This window comes from Streptomyces sp. 8N616, from assembly GCF_052246385.1.
GTDB lineage: Bacteria > Actinomycetota > Actinomycetes > Streptomycetales > Streptomycetaceae > Streptomyces.
This window is the reverse complement of sequence record NZ_JBQQBY010000027.1, coordinates 1-24,729: the sequence shown is the minus strand read 5'-3', so window position 1 is coordinate 24,729 and position 24,729 is coordinate 1. Positions and strand designations below refer to the sequence as shown.

General features: G+C 73.3%; 17 protein-coding genes and 1 riboswitch. Of the genes, 9 read left to right on the top strand and 8 right to left on the bottom strand.

What is annotated here, in order from left to right; all coding sequences use genetic code 11:
* The first annotated feature begins 4 nt into the window (after positions 1 to 4).
* Positions 5 to 559, top strand: coding sequence for a hypothetical protein (locus ACTWQC_RS23750; RefSeq protein WP_443317817.1), 555 nt, complete (start codon positions 5 to 7; stop codon positions 557 to 559).
* Positions 560 to 589: 30 nt separating this feature from the next.
* Positions 590 to 1,363 (top strand): hypothetical protein, encoded by a 774-nt coding sequence (locus ACTWQC_RS23745; protein WP_443317816.1) that lies wholly within the window; start codon positions 590 to 592, stop codon positions 1,361 to 1,363.
* A gap of 61 nt (positions 1,364 to 1,424) precedes the next feature.
* Here the strand turns inward: ACTWQC_RS23745 and ACTWQC_RS23740 are convergent, their stop codons facing one another.
* The gene (locus ACTWQC_RS23740; protein WP_443317815.1) at positions 1,425 to 2,801 is read right to left on the bottom strand and encodes a hypothetical protein; all 1,377 of its coding nucleotides are present in this window, start codon (positions 2,799 to 2,801) and stop codon (positions 1,425 to 1,427) included.
* A 107-nt stretch (positions 2,802 to 2,908) separates the two neighbouring features.
* Between ACTWQC_RS23740 and ACTWQC_RS23735 the strand changes: the two genes are divergently transcribed.
* The 3 genes from ACTWQC_RS23735 (at position 2,909) to ACTWQC_RS23725 (ending at position 5,749) form a co-directional block, all read left to right on the top strand.
* The gene (locus ACTWQC_RS23735; RefSeq protein WP_443317814.1) at positions 2,909 to 3,151 is read left to right on the top strand and encodes a SpoIIE family protein phosphatase; all 243 of its coding nucleotides are present in this window, start codon (positions 2,909 to 2,911) and stop codon (positions 3,149 to 3,151) included.
* A gap of 214 nt (positions 3,152 to 3,365) precedes the next feature.
* Positions 3,366 to 3,535: riboswitch (cyclic di-AMP (ydaO/yuaA leader) on the top strand.
* Between the two features lie 12 nt (positions 3,536 to 3,547).
* Positions 3,548 to 4,633 carry a M23 family metallopeptidase gene (locus ACTWQC_RS23730; RefSeq protein ID WP_443317813.1) on the top strand — a complete coding sequence of 362 codons (1,086 nt, stop codon included), beginning with the start codon at positions 3,548 to 3,550 and terminating at the stop codon, positions 4,631 to 4,633.
* A 174-nt stretch (positions 4,634 to 4,807) separates the two neighbouring features.
* On the top strand, positions 4,808 to 5,749 hold the full coding sequence (locus ACTWQC_RS23725; RefSeq protein ID WP_443317812.1) for an aldo/keto reductase: 942 nt from the start codon (positions 4,808 to 4,810) through the stop codon (positions 5,747 to 5,749).
* A gap of 51 nt (positions 5,750 to 5,800) precedes the next feature.
* Here ACTWQC_RS23725 and ACTWQC_RS23720 read toward each other — a convergent pair whose 3' ends face one another.
* From ACTWQC_RS23720 to ACTWQC_RS23705, 4 genes are all read right to left on the bottom strand, one after another.
* Positions 5,801 to 7,252: a PrsW family intramembrane metalloprotease gene (locus ACTWQC_RS23720; RefSeq protein ID WP_443317811.1), complete on the bottom strand. Its 1,452-nt coding sequence runs from the start codon at positions 7,250 to 7,252 to the stop codon at positions 5,801 to 5,803.
* 208 nt (positions 7,253 to 7,460) lie between these two features.
* Positions 7,461 to 8,273, bottom strand: coding sequence for a tRNA (guanosine(46)-N7)-methyltransferase TrmB (gene trmB / locus ACTWQC_RS23715; RefSeq protein WP_443317810.1), 813 nt, complete (start codon positions 8,271 to 8,273; stop codon positions 7,461 to 7,463).
* Between the two features lie 779 nt (positions 8,274 to 9,052).
* A complete protein-coding gene (gene lhgO, locus ACTWQC_RS23710) occupies positions 9,053 to 10,270 on the bottom strand; it encodes an L-2-hydroxyglutarate oxidase (protein WP_443317892.1) in 1,218 nt (405 codons plus the stop codon).
* 333 nt (positions 10,271 to 10,603) lie between these two features.
* Entirely contained in the window at positions 10,604 to 12,037 is a 1,434-nt protein-coding gene (locus ACTWQC_RS23705) for an MFS transporter (RefSeq protein ID WP_443317809.1), read from the bottom strand.
* Positions 12,038 to 12,808: 771 nt separating this feature from the next.
* Here ACTWQC_RS23705 and ACTWQC_RS23700 point away from each other — a divergent pair.
* A complete protein-coding gene (locus tag ACTWQC_RS23700; RefSeq protein ID WP_443317808.1) occupies positions 12,809 to 14,971 on the top strand; it encodes an asparagine synthase-related protein in 2,163 nt (720 codons plus the stop codon).
* 150 nt (positions 14,972 to 15,121) lie between these two features.
* Here ACTWQC_RS23700 and ACTWQC_RS23695 read toward each other — a convergent pair whose 3' ends face one another.
* Together ACTWQC_RS23695 and ACTWQC_RS23690 are read right to left on the bottom strand one after the other, a co-directional pair.
* On the bottom strand, positions 15,122 to 17,107 hold the full coding sequence (locus tag ACTWQC_RS23695; RefSeq protein ID WP_443317807.1) for a sigma-70 family RNA polymerase sigma factor: 1,986 nt from the start codon (positions 17,105 to 17,107) through the stop codon (positions 15,122 to 15,124).
* 298 nt (positions 17,108 to 17,405) lie between these two features.
* Positions 17,406 to 18,182, bottom strand: coding sequence for a TetR/AcrR family transcriptional regulator (locus tag ACTWQC_RS23690; protein WP_443317806.1), 777 nt, complete (start codon positions 18,180 to 18,182; stop codon positions 17,406 to 17,408).
* Between the two features lie 412 nt (positions 18,183 to 18,594).
* On the opposite strand from ACTWQC_RS23690, the gene ACTWQC_RS23685 reads away from it, so the two are divergent.
* Both ACTWQC_RS23685 and ACTWQC_RS23680 read left to right on the top strand, forming a co-directional pair.
* Positions 18,595 to 19,890 (top strand): NAD(P)/FAD-dependent oxidoreductase, encoded by a 1,296-nt coding sequence (locus ACTWQC_RS23685; protein ID WP_443317891.1) that lies wholly within the window; start codon positions 18,595 to 18,597, stop codon positions 19,888 to 19,890.
* 240 nt (positions 19,891 to 20,130) lie between these two features.
* Positions 20,131 to 22,125 carry an ATP-binding SpoIIE family protein phosphatase gene (locus ACTWQC_RS23680; protein WP_443317805.1) on the top strand — a complete coding sequence of 665 codons (1,995 nt, stop codon included), beginning with the start codon at positions 20,131 to 20,133 and terminating at the stop codon, positions 22,123 to 22,125.
* An 88-nt stretch (positions 22,126 to 22,213) separates the two neighbouring features.
* On the opposite strand, the gene ACTWQC_RS23675 is transcribed toward ACTWQC_RS23680, so the two are convergent.
* Positions 22,214 to 23,539 (bottom strand): MFS transporter, encoded by a 1,326-nt coding sequence (locus tag ACTWQC_RS23675; RefSeq protein ID WP_443317890.1) that lies wholly within the window; start codon positions 23,537 to 23,539, stop codon positions 22,214 to 22,216.
* Between the two features lie 159 nt (positions 23,540 to 23,698).
* Between ACTWQC_RS23675 and ACTWQC_RS23670 the strand changes: the two genes are divergently transcribed.
* Positions 23,699 to 24,259, top strand: coding sequence for a MarR family winged helix-turn-helix transcriptional regulator (locus ACTWQC_RS23670; protein ID WP_443317804.1), 561 nt, complete (start codon positions 23,699 to 23,701; stop codon positions 24,257 to 24,259).
* Positions 24,260 to 24,729 lie beyond the last annotated feature (470 nt).

Here is a 24,729-nt window from a genome sequence, read left to right as displayed (position 1 = left end):
TGTCATGAATGTCCGGAACCTGGCCGCCCGCGCCGGCGGGCCGCCGCTCCGCCTGCTGGCCAGGGGGGTGCGCTCTGCGCGCCGCAGCAGGGCGTTCCCGGTGGGGCTTGCCGTCGCCGCCGTCCTGCTGCTGGCCCTCTCCGGCTACCTCGGCGTGCAGAAGTACGAGCACCACCAGGCGGACCGGCGCGACCAGCAGGTCCTGGCCGCCGCCCGCCAGTCGGTGCTCAACTTCACCTCGCTCGACTACCGGCACTACGACCGGGACAGCAAGAACGTCCTGGACGGCGCCACCGGTGACTTCAAGCAGCAGTTCGCCGAGCAGAACAAGCAACTGACCAAGCTGGTGGCCGCCAACAAGTCGGTCTCGCAGGGGCAGGTGCTCGAGGCGGGGATCATCCGGGCCGGCGACAAGACCGCCCGGGTCCTGGTCGTGGGCGACAGCAAGGTCACCAACGTCGCCGCTCCGAAGGGGCAGGCCCGCAACTACAGGCTGCAGCTCGACCTCGTGCGCGAGGGCGGGCGATGGCTGACGTCCAATGTCGAATTCGTCGGCTGACAGCCAGTAAAGCCAGTAAGGAGAAAGACCGTGGCGAAGCTGTCCGTTCGAGGGAGTGCCGGGAGCGGCACGACCCGGTCCCGTTCCTCCTTCGCCGCGGCTGCCCGTGCCGCGGCCAAGCGAGCCGAGAAGGCGCACGGTCCGGCCGCGGAGGAGGAGGCCGTGCCGTCGTCGGGACGTACGGGGCTGATCGACGCGCCGGAGGCGGAGGCGGAGACGCCCGCGAAGGCGGCCGCTGAGCCGAAGCCGAAGCCGAAGCTGAAGCCCGAGTCGGATCAGAAGGCGAAGCCGAGGCCGACGTGGCTTCGCTCCGGCCTGATCAGCGCCGTACTCGCGGTCCTCGTCGTGGCGGGTCTCGCTGCGACCGCCGTGCTCGGGTGGGACTACCGGGACGCCGAGCGCGCGAACGAGGCCCGTACGGAGGCGCTCGCGGCCGCGCGCAAGGCGGCTCCGGCGATCCTGTCGTACGACTACCGGCACCTCGACCGCGACTTCGCTGCGGCGCGCAGCCACATCACGGGCGCCTTCCAGGACAAGTACCGGAAGACCACCTCGACCGTCGTCGCGCCCACCGCGAAGCGTTACCACGGGGTCGTCAAGGCCACGGTGGCGAAGCCCGCGTCCGGCGACGAGGCGGCTTCGGTGGTGTCCGCTTCGCCGGACAAGGTCGTCGTCCTGCTGTTCATGAACCAGGTCACCAACAGCACCCAGGTCTCAGGCCCGCGCCTCGACCTCAACCGGGTGCGGATGACCCTGCAGCGGACGTCCGACGGCTGGAAGGTGAGCGCGGTCGACGCGCTGTAGGCGGGACAGGCGGCACGGGCGGGAGTGGATAGGCGGGACCGGCGGGCGAGGGCGGCTCGGGTCAGAACCCTCCGCCGAAGTCGCCGCCGCCGAACCCTCCGCCGAAGTCGCCGCCGCCCCCGAAGTCGCCCGAGTTGAAGTCGGAACCGGAACTGTCGCCGCCGCTATAGTCCCCGCCGTACCCGTCGTACCCGTACGCGTACGGCCCGGTCAGCATGCTGCCCAGCAGCGTGCCCGCCAGCAGCCCCGGCAGGATGCCGCCGCCGAAATAGCCGTAGGCCCACGGCCCGTACGCCGGTCCGGCCTCCCAGTACGGCCTGCGCCCGGACGCCGTCTCCACCTCGCGCCCCATCGGCTCCTCGCCGTCCTCGAGGCGCGCCGCGTCCGCCGCGCACACCGGCACGGTGCGCTCCTCGCCGCCCGACGGCGCCCACTGCACGTCCTGGACCGACGGGCCGTGCCGCGGGTCGAAGAAGCACGGCACCCGGCGCTCGGGCAGCGGCTCGCCGTCCCGCCGCGCCTCCAGCGTGGCCAGCGAGAACCGGCCGTCCTCCAGCGACTCGGTCACATCCCGTACGTCACTGGGCCGCCGCGCGCGGTCCATCGATGCCTTCGCCTTGTCGTACGAGTCCAGGGCGCGGGCGTAGTCCTCGCGCATCGCGTCGTCCGTCTTCGGTGCCGAGGGGTCGAAGTCGATCCGCTCCAGTTCCTCGCCGAAGGCGGTGATGTCCTCGTCCACGACCGGGCGGAGCGTCTCCAGCTGCGCACGGTCCCGCTCGGCCCTGCGCTGCTTGCCCCGGCGGCTGACCAGCAGGGCTCCGCCGCCGACGGCCGTGATCAGCACGCCGAGCGTCACGAGCAGGCCGGCCGCGCTGACGCCGGTGCCGTCCCCGGTGCCGGTGCTGGTGCCCGAGCCGCCGCTCCAGGTGGCCGGGGCGTGGCCGTTGGCCTGCTGCAGGGCCTGATCGACGAAGCCGTTGACCATGGCGCTCACGTCGCCGGGGTCGGAGCGCTCCACGGCGCCGGAGAGGTTGGAGACCGCGTTGCGGGACATCACCGAGGAGTCGGCGCCCGCGTCGAACCGGTCACCCAGCGCGACCGCGTACACGCCGGTAATCCCGACCTTGGTCCGCAGGTCCTGGAGCAGCGTCGACGGCTGGAACTCGGAGGCGCTGGGCAGCACGGCGACGAACACCGGCTTGTCCGCCTTCTCGATCTTGTCCGCCAGCGCGTCCGCATCGGCGGCGGGCAGCTGCCCCGAAGCGCGCGGATCGACGTAGACAGGGCCCTTCTTCAGGGCGTTCGCGGCGCTGTCGAGCCCGTCCGCGGCCCGCGCCCCGGGAGCCATGACGGCCACCAGTACGAGGGCGGCGGCGAGCACCGCCAGCACCGGCAGAAGCAGGGTGCGGCCCGCCCAGGACCTCGCTGCGGTGTTCATATCTACGAAACTACTCCAAAGGCGCAATTTCGGGCTCCTCGGTGTGCAGGGAAACCATCCCGGGGCCAGGGCAGGCGGCGCGAGGGCCTGCACCCGTACGAGACCGGGTGGACGAGTTCGCCTTCCCCGGGGGCGCCGCGCTGCTGCTGTTCACGGACGGAGTGACCGAGGCGCGGAATGCGGAGGGCGCCTTCTGCGACCCGGGGGAGCGGCTGCGCGGCCGGCGGTTACCCGGGCCAGACGCGCTGCCGGACGCGCTCGTGGCGGACGTACGGCGGCATGCGGCGGGCGGAGTGCCGGACGGCATGGCGATGCCGGCGGTCACCCGCCCCGCCTCCTACGTTCCGTAACCGCGCGCATCCCTGCGTATAACAACTGACGCACGATCAGGGGAGCGGTGTTTTCAGGCGTGGGGGCAACTCGCCCGAATTGGCGGCTTCCTGTCCTGATTGGTCCCTCGGGATTTCGTTAACGATCACACCGAACGGCTTGGAATCACGTCCCGCCGTCTATTAACGTTCGATAACGCAGCGCGGTCGTCCCAGCCGCCACAAGAGGTGGCACCGTGCGCCTACGCCGAATCCCGCACCACCAGCACCACCTGCACGACCTGCACCAAGGGAACCGGGGAACCACCACCTTGGGGTGAATCGGGCGCCTCTCCGGAGGGGCCCGTAGGAGACCTTCCTGCTCCGAACCCGTCAGCTAACCCGGTAGGCGAGAAGGAAGGAAAGGAGTGCGCCCGAGTGGCGTCCAACAGGCCTGTCCCCGAGATCTCGCCCGAACCCTCCGGCACCCAGAGCTTCGACTTCGGGCCGGGCGGATTCGGTGAGTTCGGTGAGGACTACCCGGCCGCCGGTTCCGGCGACTGGAACCCGACCACGGATTCCCTGGCCCCGGTGCGCGGCAGGCACCGCGTCGTCAAGCAGCGCGGTGGTGGCATGGCCCGCAGCGGCGCGGTCCTCGGGGTCGGCGTGTTCGCCGCCGTCGGTGCGGGCGGCATGGCGAGTGCGCAGGACAAGCCGCCGGTCTCCATCTCCATGCCGGACCTCTCGTATGTCTCGGACAAGCTCCCCGACGCCAAGGCGCTCCCCGGCATCGGCTCGCTGATATCCGACGACGCGGACAGCGTCGGCGACGGCACCGTGACCGCCGCGGCCCCGCTCTCCCAGGCCGGTCTCACCGACGAGGAGGCGGCCGAGGGCGCCGACGCGGGCGAGGCGCTGCGCGCCCGCATCATGCGCCAGGCCGAGCAGCAGCAGACGGCGGCGGAGACGGCGGAGCGCGAGGCCGCGCAGAAGGCCGCGGCGGAGAAGGCGGCCCAGGAGGCCGCCGAGGCGAAGGCGGAGGCCGCCGCCGCGAAGAAGGAGGCCGAGCGGAAGGCTGCCGAGGAGGCGGCGCGCAAGGCCGAGGCCGAGCGGCTCGCCAAGCTGGCCCGCAGCTACAGCCTCCCCACCTCCTCGTACACGCTGACTTCGAGCTTCGGCGAGTCCGGCTCCATGTGGTCCAGCACGCACACGGGCCAGGACTTCGCCGCCCCGACCGGGACCCCCGTCAAGGCGGTGCACGGCGGCACGATCACGGAGGCCGGCTGGGCGGGCTCCTACGGCTACCGGATCGTCCTCACCCTCGAGGACGGCACCGAGATCTGGTACTGCCACCTCTCCTCGATGACCCAGACGTCGGGCGAGGTGACGACGGGCGAGACGATCGGCCGCGTCGGCGCCACGGGCAATGTCACCGGCCCCCACCTCCACCTGGAGGTACGGCCGGGCGGCGGCGACCCGATCGACCCGGCGGCCTGGCTGCGCGGCAAGGGCCTCTCGCTCTGACGTCCGTACGGTTGCTCTGACTTATCGCACCCTGTTCGTCGGCAGCCCTGGTGCAAACCCCCCGACACCAGGGCTGTCGGCTTGCCTGCGTGTCCGCGTCCCCGCTTCTCAGTCCGCGTCGCTGTGCGGGCACGGCCCGGAATAGCCCGGCGCCGGGCGGCGTTGATCAGCCGTATGGCTGACAGGAACAAGATCATCGGTGATCTGACCGTCCACCCCCTCTCCCTCGGCGGCAACGTCTTCGGCTGGACCGCGGACGAGGCGCAGTCCTTCGCCGTACTCGACGCGTATGCGGAGGCGGGCGGCAACTTCCTCGACACCGCCGACGTCTACTCGGCCTGGATCCAGGGCAATTCCGGCGGCGAGTCCGAGACCGTCATCGGCAACTGGCTGGCGGCGCGCGGCAACCGCTCCGAGATCGTCGTCGCCACCAAGGCCGGCGGACACCCGGACTTCAAGGGCCTGGCCGCCGGCACCATCAAGGCGGCCGCGGAGGAATCCCTCCGCCGCCTGCGGACCGACTCCATCGACCTCTACTACACCCACTTCGACGACCCCGGCGTCCCGGTCGAGGAGATCATCACCGCCCTCGACCAGCTGGTGCGGGAGGGCAAGGTCCGGCAGATCGGCGCCTCCAACATCTCGCCCGAGCGGCTCGAGGCGTCGCTCGCCTTCTCCGACCGCGAGGGCCTGGCGAAGTACGCTGCCCTCCAGCCGCACTACAACCTCGTCTCGCGCGATACGTACGAGGGGCCGCTCGCGGACGTCGCGGCCCGCCACGGACTGGCGGCCGTCCCGTACTCCGCGCTCGCCTCCGGCTTCCTCACCGGCAAGTACCGGGCGGGCGCGGCGGTGGACAGCGCGCGGGCCGGGCGGGCGGCCCAGCACTTGGAGACGGAGCGCGGGCGGCGCGTGCTGGCCGCGCTCGACGAGGTCGCCTCGGCGCGGGGCGCGGAGATCGCCACGGTCGCCCTGGCGTGGCTGGCCGCCCAGCGAACGGTGGCTACCCCTATCGCCAGCGCCCGCACCCCTGCCCAACTCCCCGCCCTCCTGGCGCTCGCCGACCTCGAGCTGACGGACGCGGAGGTGGCCGTGCTGACGGCGGCATCGGCCTGACCGTTCCCCACCCCGCCCTTCCCCAGGGCGCAGTGATGCGCCGGAACTGCCCTAAGGGCGGGTGGGTGGGTATGGGCGGGCCGTGGGTGCGGGTGGGTGGTGGTGCGGGCCCGGGCCGGGGCCGTAGTACGGCGGCGGCGCGTAGCCGTACGGCGGCGGGCCACCGTAGCCGTGGGGCGGCGCCCACTGGGGCGGGACCCACGGGCGGGCCGTCAGCAGCGCCGCATGCGCAAGCGCAGGCTGCGCCAGGTCCTTGCGCTGCCACAGGTGGTGCAGCAACTCCTGCTCACGCGCCACGAAGTCCGCCCCCGCCGCACCCCGGTGCGCCCGCTGCCGCAGGAACGCCAGCGCCGTGGCGAACGCCTGGTACTCCGCGACCGCCCGCGCCGCCGCCTTCCCGTGGTGGCGCCGCGCCACGTCCCGCGCGATCGCCCGCGCCCGCATGGACGACAGCGCCTGCGGCTCCTGCGGCACCAGCCAGCCGGCCGCCACGTATGCGGGCAGGTGGCTCCGTACGGTCCTCAGCTCGCTGCCGCGGGACCAGATCACCAGCCACGTCAGCAGCCCGAAGACCGGGACCATGAACATGCCGTAGACGGCGATGAAGCCGTACCCGCCGAGGCTGGTCGAGCCGTTCCAGACGGCGTGCAGCACGATCGCCGTGAGCAGGCCGGCGAGCGGCACCAGGACCCGGCGGGCGCGCTGGCGCGGCGCGGCGAGCGCGGCGACACCGAAGCCGATGCCCGTCAGCGCGGTGAAGAGCGGGTGCGCGAACGGCGACATCACGATGCGGATGAAGAACGTCGCCGCCGTGACGGACTGAATGCCGGACGAGCCGAGGGCCTGGTCCTCGCCGAAGGCGTTGCCGAGGTAGAGGATGTTCTCGGTGAAGGCGAAGCCGGTCGCCGTGATCCCGGCTATGACGACGCCGTCGACGATGCCGTCGAAGTCGCGGCGGCGGAAGACGAAGAGCAGGAGCAGCGCCGCGCCCTTGGCGCTCTCCTCGACGACCGGGGCGATGACCGTGGCCCCCCAGGTCTCGGCCTCCGTCGCGGAGTCGGTCTCGACGCGGGTGGCTATCCACTCCGTGGCGAAGCCGTTGGCGATGATCGCCACGAGCGTCGCGGCGCACGCGCCCCAGGCGAAGGCGAAGGCCAGGTTCCGCCAGGGCTCCGGCTCGACGCGGCCGAGCCAGCGGAACGCGGCGATCATCAGGGGGACGGGCAGCACGGCGAGCCCGAGGCCGACCAGGAAGCCCTCGGTGCCGGTCTGTTCGCGCACGAGGGCGAGGATGACCAGGCCGCAGAGCGCGAGCAGGGTGATCAGCGTGCCGAAGCGCAGTGCCTTGCTGTGCCGGAGTGCACGGCGCGGGCGGTAGCGCCAGTGCGCCCGCTCCGGCACGGCGTCGAACTGCGGCTGCGGTTCGTAGGCCGGGACGGGCGGTTGCCCGGGAGGTTGACCAGGCGATTGTCCGGGCGCTTGCCCTGACGGCTGCCCAGGCATCTGCCCGGATGGTTGCGCAGGCGGCTGCCCGGGCGGTTGCCGGGGCTGCTGCGGGAACGGGGACTGGTGCACCTGTCGACCCTAACGAGGGCCGGAGCCCCGTGCGGCGGCGTATCGCCTTTCGTGCGCAGCCTCATACGCGCCGGGCCGCGCCGGGCAGAGGGCGGCGGGGCCGGGGGCCGCGGCACAGGCTTGTGCGCCTCCGGGCTCAGCGGCGTACGAACAGGAGGTCGCGCACCACGTGCCCCTTGTCGAGGCCCGCGCTCTCGAACTTGGTCAGCGGCCGGAAGGCGGGGCGCGGCGCGAAACCGCCGTCGGGCCGTGTGTTCTCCAGCTCGGGGCTCGCGGACAGCACTTCGAGCATCTGCTCGGCGTACGGCTCCCAGTCGGTCGCGCAGTGCACCAGCGCGCCGGACCGCAGCCGGGAGGCGGCCAGCTCGACGAACTCGGGCTGGATCAGGCGGCGTTTGTGGTGGCGCTTCTTCGGCCAGGGATCGGGGAAGTAGATGCGCAGCCCGGAGAGCGCGGCGGGCTCGATCATCTCGCGGAGGAGGATGATCGCGTCACCGTTCGCGACCCGGATGTTGGACAGGCCGTTCCGCTCCGCGAGACTGAGCAGGTTGCCCTGGCCAGGGGTGTGCACATCCGCGGCGAGGATGCCGGTGCCGGGGTCCGCGGCGGCCATCCGGGCCGTGGCCTCGCCCATGCCGAAGCCGATCTCCAGGACGACGGGGAGCCCGCCGAAGAGTGCGTCCAGGTCGAGCCGGGACAGGCCGTCGATGTCCAGCCCCCACTTCGGCCACAACCTGCGCAGCGCCTCGCCCTGGCCGGCGGTGACCCGGCCACGGCGCGGGCGGAAGCTGCGGATCCGGCGCTCGTGGTGCGAGCCCGCGGGGTCGGCGGCCGGCCCCTCGGGGAAGAGCACGGCGCGAACCTCGCGCGGCGCCCCGTCTCCGGGCCCAGGCGTACTCCGCCCGCCGCCGGGGCCGTCCTGTGGGGCGCCGTCGGCGGATGCGGACATGGGGGTCTTCTCGGACTCAAGCACAGTGCCTCCGATTCTACGTTCGGCCTGCTGCACCTCCGCCCGCCGACGCCTTCCGCCCGGCTCCCGCGCCCGGTCGCCGGGCGCTGTGCCCCTCTTCGGGGCGTTGGCGCGGGCCGCTGTACGCTCCGTCCGGCGAGCGGGCCGACGGCAGGCTCCAGGTCGGCAAGGGGCCGTGTTGACACCGCCCGCACGTCCCTTTTCGGGGCGTTGGCGCGGGCCGCCGTACGCTCCGTCCGGCGAGCGGGCCGACGGCAGGCTCCAGACCGGCAACAGGCTCCAGGCCGGCAAGGGGCCGTGCTGACACCGCCCGCCCTGTGAGGGCGCGCTTTCCACCCGTCTGCTCTGGGCGGGCATGGCCTTCCCCGCTCTGCCCGCCCTCAGGCCGGTCGCGTTACCCCACGCGCCTCGGTCAGCGGGGCGCCCGTTCCAACCCGCGTGCCCTTGAGGGCGATCGTGACTTCCCACACACCGGCCTCGTGAGGGGCACTCTTCCACGCTCGTCCGCCCTGGAGCCGACACGCCTCGTCCCCCGTCCGCCCGGGAAGGGCAGGAAACCGGGCGTGCCACGCGCGGGTCGGCGGGGCGTCCGCCGCCCCCGGCGCTGCCCGCGCCTCCGGCGGCGAAGGCGTGCCGCTTGGCGGCTACGTCCGCACGCCCGGCGCGGCGTGCGCTCGGTGGGCGAGGCGCGGGGCGTCCCGCCCGCCCCCCGGGCTGCTGCACGCGCCTTCAGCGGCGTGGAGGCGCGAGGCCGGCGGCTACGTCCGCACCGCGCCCAGCGTGGCGAGTGCTCGGCGGGCGATTTCGCGGCCGATCGGGAGGGATGCGGTCGCCGCGGGAGACGGGGCGTTCAGGACGTGGATCACGCCGGGGGACTGCGTGATGAGGAAGTCGTCGACCAGCGTCCCGTCCGGCAGCACCGCCTGGGCCCGAACGCCCGCCGGGGCAGGCGTGAGATCCTCGTCCGCGACGTCCGGGAGCAGCCTGCGCACCGCGTCCGCGAAGGCGTGCTTCGAGAGCGAGCGGCGCAGCTCGCCCGTCCCGTACCGCCAGTGGTGGCGGGCGATCCGCCACGTCCCCGGGTACGCCAGCGTCCCGGCCAGCTCCCGGGGCCGTACGGTCCGCCAGTCGTAACCCTCGCGGGCCAGCGCCGGCACCGCGTTCGGCCCGATGTGGACCGTGCCCTCGATGCCGCGGGTCAGATGGACGCCGAGGAAGGGGAACCGGGGGTCGGGCACCGGGTAGACGAGGCCGCGGACCAGGTCGCGCCGCTCGGGCACCAGCTCGTAGTACTCCCCGCGGAAGGGCACGATCCGCATGCCGGGGTCGTCGCCCGCGAGCCGCGCCACCTGATCGCAGTGCAGCCCCGCGCAGTTGACCAGCGCGCGCGCCCTGAGCGCGGCCCCGTCCGCCGTACGGACCGCGATCCGGGAGGCCCGGCGTCCGATGACCCGAACCTCGGACCCGTACCGGATCCGCCCGCCCGCGTCCTGGACGAGCTCGGCCAGCCGGTTCGCGACCGCCGTGAAGTCGCACACACCCGTGGTGCCCACATGGATGGCGGCGAGTCCTCGCACATGCGGCTCGCGCTCCGTGATCTGGGCCGGGCCCAGCTCGCGCACCGGAATGCCGTTCTCCCGCCCCCGCTGAACCAGCGCGTGCAGCCGCGGCAGCTCGGCCCGCTCGGTGGCGACGATCAGCTTGCCGGTCACCTCGTGCGGAATGTCGTGCTCGGCGCAGAACTTCACCATCTCCGCGGCACCGCGAACCGCGAACCGCGCCTTGAGGGACCCCGGCCGGTAGTAGATCCCGCTGTGGATCACGCCGCTGTTGCGCCCGGTCTGGTGCCGCGCGGGGGCGCTCTCCTTCTCCAGGACGGTGACGCGGGTACCGGGCGCGGCGCGGGTCAGCGCGTACGCGGCCGACAGGCCGACGATCCCGCCCCCGATCACCAGCACATCGCTGTCCTGCGCCACCGCCACCGCTCCACCTCCGCTCAGGTCACCATCCGGCCCGGTCCGCCTTCACCTCGTCTTCACGATGATGCCTTGGCCCACCGACAAACGTCCGAAACCCGCGCGGCGCAAGGGGGCGGGGCGCACAGCGGGCGCACGGTGGCGCGGCGGAAGCAGGGCCATCCGGGGGTCACGGGAGTCACGGGGACCACGGACGGAGACCGCGGAGGTCACGACGAAGACCGCCGGGGTCACGACAAAGCTTGCAGGGTCACGGCGATCATGCCGGGGAGACCAGCAGCGGCCGGTCACGGCGATCATGCCGGGGAGACCAGCAGCGGCCGGTCACGGCGATCATGCCGGGGAGACCAGCAGCGGCCGTGCCCGCTCCCGAAGCTCCACGACCCGCGGCTCGTCCCCGTACGGCTCGAGCCGGTGCAGCAGATCGCGCACATACTCCGTCGTGCGTGCCGACGAGATCCGCCCGGCGACCTCCACCGCGCGCGTGCCCTGTGCGCACGCCGCGTCGAGGTTCCCGGACTCCAGTTCGGCGACAGCGGACACGACGAGCCGCAGCCCGTGCGACCGTACGAACTCCTCCGTCGGCCGGGACAGCGCCTGCTCCGTGAAGCGGCGCACCTGGCGCGGGGCCTTCAGGTCGCGGTAGCACTCGGCGGCGTCGGCGGCGAACCGGTCCTCGGTGTAGAAGCCGAGCCAGGAGGGGTCGGGGTCGCCGTCCCTGGACCGCTCCAGCCATGCCTCGGCCGCCTTGAGGGCCGCGCCCGCCGCATGCGAGTCGCTCGCCTTGGCATGCGCCCGGGCCTCGACGAGCCGGAAGAAGCTCATGGTGCGGGCCGTGGCGAGCCCGCGGTTGCGCTCGAGTGCGGCCTGCGCGAGGTCCACCCCCTCATCGGCGAAGCCGCGGTAGGTGGCCTGCAGGCTCATCGAGGCGAGGACATAGCCGCCGAGGGGCACGTCGGCCGCGGCCCTGGCGAGCCGCAGCGCCTGGATGTAGTAGCGCTGCGCGGCCTCCTGCTGGCCGGTGTCGAAGGCCATCCACCCGGCGAGCCGGGTGAGTTCGGCGGTCGCGCCGAAGAGCGAACGGCCGACCTCGTCGCTGTACGTGCCGAGCAGCAGCGGTGCGGCGTCGACTCGTAAGCACTCCGGCACCATGGATGAACGCCAATCCCCGCCGCCGTACTTGGAGTCCCAGCGGCGCGCGTCCTCGGCCGCCTCGCGCAGCTTCGTCACATCGCTGTGCCCCACCCGCAGGGGCGTGCCGTCGCCGCCGTTCGCCTCGGCCTCCCTGGGGTCGCGGGCGGCCGCGCTGTCGGCCGGGGTTATCAGCCAGCGGGAGGCGGGCGTCGCGTACGCACTGACCGAGAACGACCCCGCCAGGCTCTGCCAGATGCCCCCGCCGCCCGCCCGGCGGCCCGCGAGGTCGAGCCGGTAGAGCTCGGTCGCGGAGCGGACCGCGGCTGCCACGTCGCGCGGGAAGGCCAGGCCGACCTCCGGCGCCGGGTCGGCGTCCGCCAGACCGATCTCGTGCAGCGGCACGGGGCGGCCGAGCTTGCCGGCGATCGCGGCGGCGATGAGGTGGGGCGCGGCACCCTGCGGCACCATGCCCTTGGACACCCACCGGGCGACGGACGTCTTGTCGTAGCGGAGCGTCAGTCCGCGCTGCGCGCCGAGGTCGTTGACCCTCCGCGCGAGCCCGGCGTTGCTGATCCCCGCGAGGGCGAGAACGGTGCCGAGCTTCTCGTTCGGCCCGCGTTGCTCCCTGGACATGCGCCACCCCTCGACACACCGACGACCCCCCGGCATAGGCACGGGGCATTCGTAAACCCAGCGTAGTTCGCCGCATCCCGACCGTTAAGGGGCAGGATTCCGGATGGCGAGATTGTTGTCCGTTCTGGCGTACGGGCAAGGGGGCGCGTGCTCCGGGTGTATGTGGCCGTGCGCCCGGCCGTGCGCTCTGTCCTGGCCACAGGGGGAGCGCTTCCATGGATGGCGCGTGGGTCGGCCCGCTGAACTGGAACCAGTGGGCTGGGGGATACCGCCACCTCATTCCCCGCGGGTGGCGGACCAGTCCGGGGGGCGGGTGCCGCCTCCCGGACTGCGCGGGTTCCGCCTCCCGGACTGCGCCGTTCTGCGCCGAAACGCCCTCGCTCGCGCCCCTGCCGCAGATTGGCTGAATGGTGCCTCCCGGTTGGGGGTTTGACCGCCCCCGGGTACGAAAGGACGGGGGCTCCGGGGCAGGCTTCCCGGCCTTCTCCGGCCACCTGACGCGCCACCGCCGCCGCGGATTCCGGAGGTATTTCGCGGCGACCGCGCCGAGGTCCCGCCGTTTGCGTCTGCTTGCGTCTCCTTGCGTCTGCGCTCGCGGAGCCGGTCCCGTACGCCCGTGTCGTGGCAGCATGGTCCCTGAAGCGAGAGCACGATCCCTTGGGAGACCGGCCGTTGGCCCGGCCGCGACGTAAGCGGGTTCGGCGCCGGAACCGCCGGCTGACTGTGCATGATGACTGCTGATTCCTGGTTGCCCAGCGTGTGGAGGCGGCGATGCGGTGGTTGGTGGGATGGAGCAGCGCCGCCGCGGTGCCGGTCACGGGCGAGGCCCGCACGGTCCACCCGGTCGGCGCCCAGCTCCTGTGGGGTGACCCCGATCCGCTGTGGGCCGTCGGCGACTGGCGCCCCGATGAGGTGCGCGCCGTTCAGGCTGCCCCCAACACCCGCCTCGCCGTGCTCGGTTGCTGCGGCGCGAGCGACGAGCAGCTGCGCACGGGCCTGTTCACCGCCCGCGGCGGCGCCCTGCGCCACCTCACCGCGTGGCCCGGCAGCTACACCGCCGTCGCCCAGGTCGGCCGCCGCCTCACCATCGCGGGAGACCTGGCCGGCGCCCGGCCCGTCTTCCACACCCCCTGGGCGGGCGGCACCGCGTACGCCACAGCCGCCCTGCCGCTCGCCGACCTCATCGAGGCCGAGCTCGACATCGGCCACCTCGCCGCGCTGCTCGCCTGCCCGGACGCGCCGGAAGCCCTGGGGGACGGCACGCCCTACGCGGGCGTGCGGCGGGTTCCGCCGGGACACGCGCTGATCCTGCGCGACGGCGCCCGCGAGATCACCGCCTACGAGCCCACCGCCTCGCTAGCCGTCGCCGCGCCCCAGGTGGAGGCCGCACAGGCCGTGGACGGCGTACGGGACGCGCTCGTCGAGGCCGTACGCGCCAGGCTCGCCGCGCCCCGGCACGCGCCCGAGACTCCCGAGCCCGACCAGGGCCCCGTCCCCGGGATGGGGCCCGCGGCCCGGCGGGCGGCGCGCGGTGCCCCGGCGCCGGGCATCGGCGCCGACCTCTCGGGCGGCAGCGCCTCCTCGACCCTCGCGCTGCTCGCGGCAGGCCTGCCGGGCGTGCCGGGGACGCCGTTCGGGCACGGCACGGGGGCGGGCGAGCGGCTGCTCGCCGTCACCTTCAACGACCTGGCGTCGGGGGCGTCCGGCGGCCACGCGCGCGTGGGGCGGGAGGCCGAACTGGAGCGCGCCCGCAGCATCGCCGCCAACCCGCGGTTGCACCACGTCGTCGTCACCGGCGGCGAGGAGGCCCTGCCGTACGCCGACCTCGACGCCATGCCGCTGACCGACGAGCCCGGTCCCTCGCTGGTCGTCGCGGAACGGCACCGGCGGCGACTCGCCGCGGGCAGCGCGGACCACCTGGTGGGCAACGGGGCGAGACAGGTCCTGGACGCGCACCCGGCGCGCCTCGCGGACCTGCTGATGGACCGCCAGCGGCGTCGCCTGTTGCGGCCCGTAGCGGCCCTGGCGAAGTCCGAAGGCCCCTCCGCGCACTCCCTGTTCGTCCCCTTCACCGTCTACCGGGCGGCCCGCAGATTGGCCCGTACCTCGTACCGGGACGGGGTACGGGAGGCGGCGGCGCGGCTGCTGGAGCGGCGCTTCGACGACGGAGCGGACGGTGGCGGCGGTGGTGGGGGTGGGGGTGGCAGCGGCGGTGGCGGCGCGGCGGCGCTCAACGGCAGCGGTCCTGCCGGGGCCGTGGACGCGTCTCTGGCGGCCCTCGCCTGGTGCCGGCCGGGGCCCGCGGCGCGCTGGCTGACGGGGGAGGCGCTCGCTGAAGTATCGGTTCGCCTGCAGGACGCGGCCTCCCGGACGGCGCCCGTGGAACGACCCGGGGAGCGGCGCGCCCGGGCCGCCCTTGCCCGCCACGCGCTGGACCACCGCGTCTTCGAGCAGGCCGCGGAGGTGCGCAGCCAGCGCCTGCACGCGCCGTTTCTCGACAACCAGGTCGTTCGCGCCTGCCGCGCGCTGCCCGAGGCGCTGCGCGTACAACCGGGGGCGCGCGCTTCTGTGTTGCGCGCTGTGCTGGCGGGCGCGGGCATCCGCGATCTCCCTCCGGGGTGGGGTGCCACCTCGCACGCCTCGCACGCGGCTGCGGTACGGGCCGGGCTCCGTGCCGCCGTCGGCGACCTCGTCGCCCTCTTCGACGCACCGCTCCTCGCCGACGCGGGACTGGTCGAGGCGCGCGTGATCCGCAAGGCGCTGCGCGCCGCGGCCGAAGGCGAACGGCTTCCGCTGGACGGCCTCGCCGAACTGGCTTCCACGGAGCTGTGGTTGCGCCGCCTCCTCTCGCGCCGCGGCACCTGCTGGGCGGGGTCCGCGGCGCCGCGGCAGCGCGCGGTGGCGGGCGGTGTGGTTCCGCGGCCTGCGCTTTAGGCTCGCCGCCGGGCTGCTCCGCGGAGGGGGAACCTCCCCCCTCCGGCCCCTGACCCGCCCGCCGGTGGCCGCCCGTGGCCGCTGGTGGCCTGCACCCGTAGCCCGAACTCGTCGGAGAACCTGCTGAACGAGCGGTCGCCCGCTGAATGATCAGCCGCAGGTGATGCTCGACTGCGCCCAGTCGGCCAGCGCCACATAACCGAGGAGCGATTGCCCCTCGACGACCAGGCGGATCGTCTCGCGCCCGGCCAGCGGCACATGGACGGGCACCGCCGCGTCGCCGCCGCGCACCACGCCCGAGCGCCACAGGCGCGCCCCGTCCCCGTAGACGGAGAACCGGGCGGCGCCAAGGCCGAGAGTCGCGTCGTCCACGCCGACGAGCGCGTCGTAGGCCGTGCAGGAGCGGTTCAGGTCGATGGTCACGGACGAGTCCGCGTGCACCGTCGCTCCGTGGTCGTACCGGGTGCCACCGATCCGCTGCCCCCCGCGCTGCCACAGCCACGAGCTCTCCATGGCCCGTACCTCCGGCTCCGTGCCGTCCCCGGTCACGTCGTACGACAGCCCGCTGATCCGGTACGTGGTCGTGGGCGGCGGAGGGGTCGGCTTCGAGGGCTTCGGAGGCTTCGGCGGTTCCGGGGACTCCGGCTCGGTCGGGGTCGGCTCAGGGGTGGTGGGGGAGGGCGTCGACTCGGGGGACTCCGGGCTCGGCGTGGGTGTGCTCGGTTCCGGCTCGCGCTGCGTGGACCGCGCGGTGGGCTTTCCGGGCTTCTGCTCAGGATCCCGGTCCGGCCGTCCCGCCTTGTGCTCGGGGGGCGGAGTCGGTTCGGGCCTGGTGCCCGGTGGTGCAACAGGGGCCGACGCGGGCGGCCTGGCCTGCGTCTGCTTCTCCGGCTCGCCGTTCCCGGCGATCACCGCGAACACGGTCGCCGCAGCCGCGACCGCGACGACTGCCGCGATGCCGGCCGTCACCGGCAGGCCCAGACCCTGGGACGCGACCGCTCCCCCGGAGCCTGCACCGCCTCCGGAGCCCGTCCCCGCGCCCGCCCCGGTTCCGGAACTCGCACCGCCTGCCGCGCCGACCACTGTCCCGGCCGCCGTTCCGCCCGCCCCCGGGGCGCCCGCGCCCGCCGCGCCCGCGCCCGCCGCGCCCGCGGCGCCGGCCGTACCGGCTGCGACTCCCGTCGCCTCGAGCGTGTACCCGGCGGCGATCCAGCCGATGACCGCGACCGGCAGCACCGCCCGCAGCCGCGCGTTGACGTCCTTGACCTCCAGCGCGGCCGTACGGCACCTCGCGCACGTCTCCAAGTGCTTGCGCAGGCCGCGCTCGGCCCGCACCCGCAGGCCACCGCGGGCATAGGCGCCCAGCCTGTCGGCGTACCGCGCGCAGTCGCCGGCCGAGGTCAGCGAGGAGTTCACATGCGCCTGCAGATAGGCCTGCTTGAGCCCCTCGCGGGCCCGGTACGCCAGCACAGCCGTGGCATTAGCGGTCAGCCCGAGCAGCGGGGCCACCTCGCTCGGCGACTCCTTCTCGACCGCGGTGTGCCACAGCACGGTCTGCCAGCGCTCGGGCAGGCTGCGGAACGCCTGCGCCGCCATCGACTGCTCGGCCTCGTGCATGGCCCGCACGTCCGCGCCCAGGTCGAGGGTGCCCTCACCGGAGGCGGATGTGCGCGCCGCGAACAGCGCGAAGTCCTCGACCAGCTGCTCCCGCCTCGCGGTCCTCGTCCAGGCCGCCGCCACCCGCCGTACGGTCGTCAGCAGATAGGCGCGCACCGCCGAGTCCGGGCCCGTGCCGCTCTGCACCGCCTGCAGGGTGCGCGCGAACACCTCGCCGGTCAGGTCTTCCGCGGTGTGGTCGTCCCGGCAGCAGGACCTGGCGTACCGGCGCACCGCATCCGCATGGCGCCGGTACAGCTCCTCGTACGCACCGATGTCTCCGCCGCGCATCCGCCCGATCAAGTCGGCGTCGGAGGGCCCCGTTTCAGTGGAGGCGGCACCGGCGGATGATCCGGCGGAATACGCGGCGCCAGACCCGGCCGGTGCCGCGCCGCCGCCCCGCTGCTGCGGCACACTCGGTCCTGTCTCCGCGCCCAACTCGCTGCCACCGAGTGGCTCGTCCCGCCCGTCAGCGCCCATATCCGAGGCCCCCGTACCCGCAGTTACGCCCGAACACCGGGCAAGCCTGCCACAAACGGGCGGCCCGGCTCACCCGTCATGGCGACCAACCACACCTCTGGGGCGTGTTCGCACGACGTGGCACTACAGATCCCCCGATCGGGGCATAATCCGCGGATGCCCGAAGGGCGAACCCCCCGGCCCTCGCGGCCGTGACGGGACGCCACGGCCGCTCCTGATACCCCGGGCGCCACAACGACGTCGACGGCGAGGACTGCCAGGGCAGCCGACGACGGACACGACCGCCGCACCGCATGCCCTACGTCACAGGGCGCGACCGAAGCCCCTCCAGCAGGATGTCCAACAGCCGTGCGGAAGCCGCCTGCTGGTGAGCCGCGTCCGGCAGCGACGGCGCGGCCGTGGCTATCACCAGCAGCACATCCGCGACCGTCACATCCCCCCGCAGCTCGCCCGCCGCCCGCGCCCGGTCCACCAGTTGTCCCACGACCTCCAGGAGCGCCGCCGCCCCCGCGTCGTCGCCCGGATCGCCTGCCGGTCCCGCGGCACCGTCCGTCCGCGCCGGCGACTGCTCCACCAGCCGGAGCCCCGGCTGCGGGTTCCGCTGGTGCGGCACCCGGCCCGCCGGGCCGGCGGCCGGGGCAGCCGGCGTGGCAGCTCCCGAATCAGTCCCGGACACAGCTCCCGAAGCGGCCCCCGATCCAGCCGCGGCCGCCTCCGGCTCGGCGTCCACCCCCACCCGCAGCACCTGCGGAGGCAGCAGCCGCCCCGCGCCCGAGGCCACCGAGGTCCGCAGGAACCTCGACAGCGCCGACCACGGCTCCTCCTCCTGCCCCAGCGCGGCCCGCGCCTGGTCGGTGAGCCGGGCGGTCTCCTCCTCGGCTATCCGCCTGACCAGCACGTCCTTGCTCGGGAACCGCCGGTACACAGTCCCCACGCCGACCCGCGCCCGGCGGGCCACATCCTCCATCGGCGCGCCGTAACCCAGCTCGCCGAAAACCTCGCGCGCCGCGCGCAGTACATGCTCCAGATTGCGCTGTGCATCCACCCGCAGCGTTGAAGAGCCCTGAATGTGCATAACGCGTATCCCCGTTCCCCCGGTAATGACGTCTCCCCCCGGAGACTCCCCGCCCTGACTGCCGGGGGCGGTCCGGCACCCCGACGAAGTACGAACATAGTTGAGCCCAGGTCAAGAATGAAGGGGGACGCTCCGGGCGCGCGGCACCCCGTTCGGACTACCAGCCACCGCCACTCAGGGCCCGTACCCCGCGATCGCCCCCGCCCCACCGGCTGACCTGCGCCATTGCGGCACCCACGAGCGCACCGGTCCGTACCGGGCGCCAGGCACCTCCGGTCACACATTTCGACGAGCCTGTGGACAAACGCGCGTGGCGGGTGCGTCATGGGAGTGTGCTGTGAGCAACGTCGCGAGGAGACCCTCTGTGAAGGAACCGGCGCGCATTCTCGTTGTCGGCGGTGGATACGTCGGGATGTACACCGCCCTGCGCCTTCAGCGGAAGCTGAAACGCGACGAAGCCCGCATCGTCGTGGTCGACCCCGAGCCGTACATGACGTACCAGCCCTTTCTTCCGGAGGCCGCAGCCGGCTCGATCTCGCCGCGCCACGTGGTGGTCCCGCTGCGCCGCGTCCTCGACCGGTGCCAGGTCGTCATCGGCGAGGCCAAGTCCATCGACCACGCCAAGCGCACCGCGACCATCTCCACGCTCGCCTCCGCTGAGGAAGGCACCGGTTCGGTCGAGCTCCACTACGACGAGCTGGTCCTGGCCCCGGGCTCCGTCTCCCGCACCCTTCCCATCCCCGGCCTCGCCGACTACGGCATCGGCTTCAAGACGGTTGAGGAGGCCATCGGCCTGCGCAACCACGTCCTCGAGCAGCTCGACATCGCCTCCTCCACCCGGGACCCCGACGTCCGCGACGCGGCACTCACCTTCGTCTTCGTCGGCGGCGGCTACGCGGGCGTGGAGGCGCTCGCCGAGCTCGAGGACATGGCGCGCTACGCCTCGCGCTACTACCACAACATCTCCGCAGACGACATGAAGTGGATCCTCGTCGAGGCGACCGGTCGGATCCTCCCCGAAGTCGGCGCGGACATGGGCAAGTACGCCGTGCGCGAGCTGCGCAGCCGCAACATCGACGTACGGCTCGAGACCCGCCTCGAGAGCTGCGAGGACCGGGTCGCGGTGCTCAGCGACGGCTCCCGCTACCCGACCCGGACGCTCGTCTGGACCGCCGGCGTCAAGCCGCACCCCGTCCTGGCCGCGACAGACCTGCCGCTGAACGGGCGCGGGCGCCTCGCCTGTACCGCGGCCCTCCGTGTGGACGGCGCGGATCACGCGTGGGCGGCCGGCGACGCCGCGGCCGTCCCGGACCTGACCGCCGACGAGCCGGGCAAGGAGTGCGCGCCCAACGCCCAGCACGCCGTCCGCCAGGCCAAGGTGCTCGCCGAGAACATCATTGCGTCCCTGCGCGGCGAACCCGTCAAGGAATACGAGCACTCCTACGCGGGATCCGTCGCCTCCCTCGGCCTCCACAAAGGCGTGGCCCACGTCTACGGGCGCAAGATCAAGGGCTACCCCGCCTGGTTCATGCACCGCACCTACCACCTCAGCCGGGTGCCGACCTTCAACCGCAAGGCCCGGGTGCTCGCCGAGTGGACCCTGGCCGGGCTGTTCAAGCGCGAAATCGTTTCGCTCGGTTCGCTGGAGAATCCGCGCGGTGAGTTCGAACTCGCCGCGGGCACCGGCAGGCACAACGAGACGACGTAGCGCGGTGCCGGGGCGCGAGGGCGCGAGACCAGGGCGCAAGGGCGCGAAGCGACGGCGCAACGCCCGGAACTGCCCGCCGGCCACCCGCGTCTGACGAATGTCAGTCCCCTCGGCCACACTGGACGTGTGACCATGGGTGGGCTCATACCTACGAAGCGTGCTGTAGGGAACGAACTGTTGCACTTGCTGTACCCCCGGCCGGCCTGGCTGACCCGAAGCGACATCACGAGGCAAAACTCAGTGAACTTCACGCGCTGGAGCGCCCGGCTCCCCGGAACACAGCGACGCGCCGCCGCGCGGACCGAGCGCGGCTCGCGCCCCCGGCAGCCGTCAGGGCCCGCGGGCAGCGGAAGCCCGGTGCCCGCCGCGCGCGGAGAGCACGCGGGGTCCGCCGTCACGCCCGCGTACCCGGCCGCGACCGCACCTCCTGACGGGCACCCCACCGTGGACGGGCTGTCCGTCCACGGCGTCCTCGGTCAAGTCCCGGGCCTGGTCGCGGTCGTGTACGGCCCGGACCACCGCATCGCGTACGTCAACGGGGCGTACGCCGCGGTCTTCGGCCCGCGCGCCCCGGGCGGCCCCGCGCGCGAGGCGCTGCCCGAACTCGCGGAGCTCGGCCTGCTTCCCCTGATGGACCAGGTCCTGCGCAGCGGCAAGCCCCGCACCGTCAAGTCCCGCCGCGTCCCCGCGGGCGGACCGGTGGGTGGCCCGGCGGCGGGGGCCGAGGGCTCCCGCCCGGAGCCGGCCGAAGGCCGTGGCCGGCACGGCTACTACACCTTCACCTGCAGCCCGATCGACATTGCGGTGCCCGGCGCGGGCGTCGGCGAGGCGGCCTTGCAGCCCGGAGCGGCGGCCGGGACGGAAGCCACTCGGGAGCCCGGAGCCGGGGCACTCGGAGCCGGGGACACCGGCACCGAGGGCGGCGCGCCAGGCGCGGAAGGGGGCGCGCGCAGCGCCAACGCGCCCTCAGTAGTCCCCGGTGCACCAGATGCTCCCGTTGCCGCGAACAACGCGCCGCCGGCCCCAGCCGCGAGGGGCTCCCACCGTGGCGTGCTGGTCTTCGCCGCCGACGTCACCGACCAGGTCGAGGCCGCTGAGCGGCTGCGCGCCAGTGAGCGCCGCCAGCGCGAGGCCGCCGTCACCCTCCAGCGCAGCCTGCTCCCCCAGGAGTTGGAGCAGCCCGACGACCTGCGCATCGCCGCCACGTACCTGCCCGGCGGCACGGACGCCGCGGTGGGCGGCGACTGGTACGACGTCATCACCCTCGGCGCCGGCCGTACGGCCCTGGTCATCGGCGACGTGATGGGGCGTGGCGTGCGTGCGGCCGCCGTCATGGGCCAGCTCCGCACGGCCGTACGGGCCTACGCGCGCCTGGACCTGCCTCCGCACGAGGTGCTCCAGCTCCTCGACGGGCTCGCCGCCGAGATCGACCCGAGCCAGATCGCCACCTGCGCCTACGCCGTGCACGACCCCAACGAGGGGCGGCTCGTCTACGCCTCCGCGGGCCACCTCCCGATCATCCTCCGGGACCCCGACGGCACGGTCCGGCGCGCGTCCGAGCCCACGGGGCCACCGCTCGGCACGGGCGGATGGCTGCACACCTCGGGCTCCGTACCGCTCGGCCCCGGCTCGACCGCCGTCCTCTACACGGACGGCCTCGTCGAGCGCCGCGGCGAGGACATCGACGAGGGCGTGGCCGCCCTGGAACAGGCACTCGCAGGCGCCACGGGCACACCCCAGGTGGTGTGCGACCGCCTGATCCGCGCCCTGGGCGTCACCGCGGACCACGACGACGACGTCGCCGTCCTCGCGCTCCAGCACCCGGCTCGTACGGGCCATGACGCCGAGCTCTTCCACAACGCCGCCCTTGAGCTGCTGGGCGGAGTGGAGGCCGCGCCACGCGCGCGTGCGTTCGCCTCGGGCGTCCTCGCGAGCTGGCGCTTCCCACCCGAACTGCACGACCTCGGCGTCCTGGCCGCGAGCGAACTCGTCGCCAACTCCCTCCAGCACGGCACCCCGCCGATGCGCCTGCGGCTGCGCCGCACCGACCGCCGCCTGATCATCGAGGTCACCGACGGCGACGACCACCTCCCGCGCCGCCGCCGTGCGGAACCGGCGGACGAAGCGGGCCGCGGGATCTCGATCGTCGCCACCATCGCCTCCTCCTGGGGCTCCCGCAGAACCCCTGGCGGCGGCAAAGCGGTCTGGTGCGAATTCGCCCTCCCGGCGGGTTAGCCGAACGGCTCTTCCCAGCCACCCCTTGCGTGGGACGAGTGGGTGGGAAGCGCCGGGCGCGTAGCGCCGGTCCCGGCCCGTGGGGGGCTCAGGCGGCCGCAGTGACCGGCTCGGACTCCGGGGACTGGGCCGGGAGCGACGCCGCGCCTGCCGGGCTCGGAGCCGGGCGCTGCTGCCCAGCGCGCAGCGGGCTGTCCTGGCGCGGGCTGAGCCGGCGCCCCAGCCGCAGCGCCAGCACCGTAATCCCCAGCGAGCACCCGATGAGCATCACGATGTACGCCACGTACATCCCGGCCCCGGCCATCAGCCCGCCCACCGCCGGCCCGACGGCCAGCGCCAGCTGCTTCACCAGAGCGAAAACCGAGTTGTACTGCCCCACGCGCGCCTGCGGCGCCAGGTCCGCCACCAGCGGAGCAACCGTCGGCGACAGCATCGCCTCGCCGAGCCCGAACAGCGCGTACGTCGAGATGATCGCCGCCGTCGCAATCGCCTGGCTCCCGTGCTCGAGTCCGGACGCACCGGCCGCAACCCATGCCACCGTCCAGATCAGCCCGACCAGCGCGATGACCCGGCTGCGCCGCCGCCGCTCCACCAGCTTCAACACCACGAACTGCGCCAGCACGATCACCGCCGTGTTGGCCGCCAGCGCCGCCCCCAGCATCGCGGGCGAGATCCGGGAGACCTCGACGGCGAAGGCGGAGAGCCCCGACTCGAACTGCCCATAGCAGGCGAAGAACATCACGAAGCCCAGCACGCACAGCTGCACCATGGCCCGGTCCGCGAGCAGCGCCCGCCAGCCGCCCTTCGCCCGCTCGTCCGTCGGCACCGCGTCCTCCATACGAGGCACCCGCGGCAGCCGTACGGTCGCCACCGTCGCCCCGAGCACCAGGAACATCAGCGCCTCGATCGAGAACAGGGTCACGAAGCTCGATGCCCGCGACGTGTCGACGATCAGGCCGCCCAGCAGGCCGCCGACGCCGAGACCCAGGTTGTTCAGGAAGAACTGCATGGCGAAGGCCCGCGACCGCGTGGCCGTCGTCGAGCACCACACGATCATCGTGGCCAGCGCGGGGTGGATGACCGCGATGCCGGCGCCCAGCATTCCCGCCGCAGCGATGACCAGCGGCTCGCTGCTCGCCAGCCCGAGACCCAGCGACCCCACGGCGCCCGCGACCCCACCCGCGACGGCGACAGGCAGCGGCCCCCGCCGGTCGATGATCCGGCCGGTAAAGGGCAGCACGACGAGCGCCGCCACGGCGAACGCCGCAAGCACTGCACCTGCCGTACTGGCGCCGAGTTCCCGCACCTGCGCCACGTAGATGAACAGGAACGGGACGGTGAAGCCATTGCCGAACGCGCTCAGGGCGTTGCCCAGTTGGATCCGGCGCAGCGCAGCGCCCATCGCGGTGGTCACACTCACCTGCCCAGGTCGAGAGAGTCGGAGGGTGATCCGACGTCGGAGGGAAGAAGGACGAACAGTCGAAGCCTGAAGACTTCAAGCATAAAGTTCGAAGCTAAAGAGTACACACCCAAGGACTTCAACGCCAATGAGTTGCGTGCGATACTTCCGGGCATGGCTGACACCCCCGCCCCCGCAGGCCCGGATCTGGAGCCGAGCCTCGAGGCACAGATCGCGGCCTACCAGCGCGAGTTCCGCGACCTCGACCCCCAGGTCGAGAAGGTCGTCTCCGCGCTCCAGCGCCTCAACCGCCGTATGAACGTGGCCTACGGGCGCCAGACCGCGACACTCGGCATCAGCAACGCCGAGTGGGAGGTCCTCAAGGCCCTCGTCCTGGCGGGCGCCCCGTACCGCCTGGGCCCCGGCGACCTCGCCAAGCGCCTCGGCCTCACCCCGGCCGCGATGACCCACCGCGTCGACCGCATGGCGGGCGACGGCCTGGTGACGCGGGAGCGGGACGAGAAGAACCGCGTACGCGTGATCGTCGAGCTGACGGCGGAGGGCAGGGAGAAGTGGCTCGAGGCGATGCGGATGGCGTCGGTCTTCGAAGAGGAGCTCCTCCAGGACCTGTCGGACAAGGAGCGCGGCCAACTCGGCGAGATGCTCACCCGGCTGCTGCGACGGGTGGAAGATGCCCAACCGGACGCCGGGGGGCGCCTGAACGACCTGGACTGAGGTGGCCGTTCACCCGCAGGACAACTGCCGGTTGACACGGGTCGACCCGATGCGTAGTGTTCTCCGGGTTGCCACGGAGCCGTACCGGTTCTTCGGCGACTACTCGCGCCGCACCGGCGGCAAACCACTGACGCACGATCTCCCCTCGGGGACGATTTCGGCATGCCGAAATCCGAGCCGAATGCTCGATTATGAGCACCGGAGGGAATCCGCTAACGTGGTGGCCGCGCCGGAAGGCGCAGCCCCCTCCAACGGGGACCGGAATTCGAATCCGAACCGGGAACGGAACGGAAAACGGATCTGGTAAGGTTGGAAACACCGAAGGGAAGCGCCCGGAGAAACCGTGGTTTCGAAGGAAGCGTCCGTTCCTTGAGAACTCAACAGCGTGCCAAAAGTCAACGCCAGATATGTTGATACCCCGTCTCCGGGCCGTGATGGTCTGGGGCGAGGTTCCTTTGAAGAAATACACA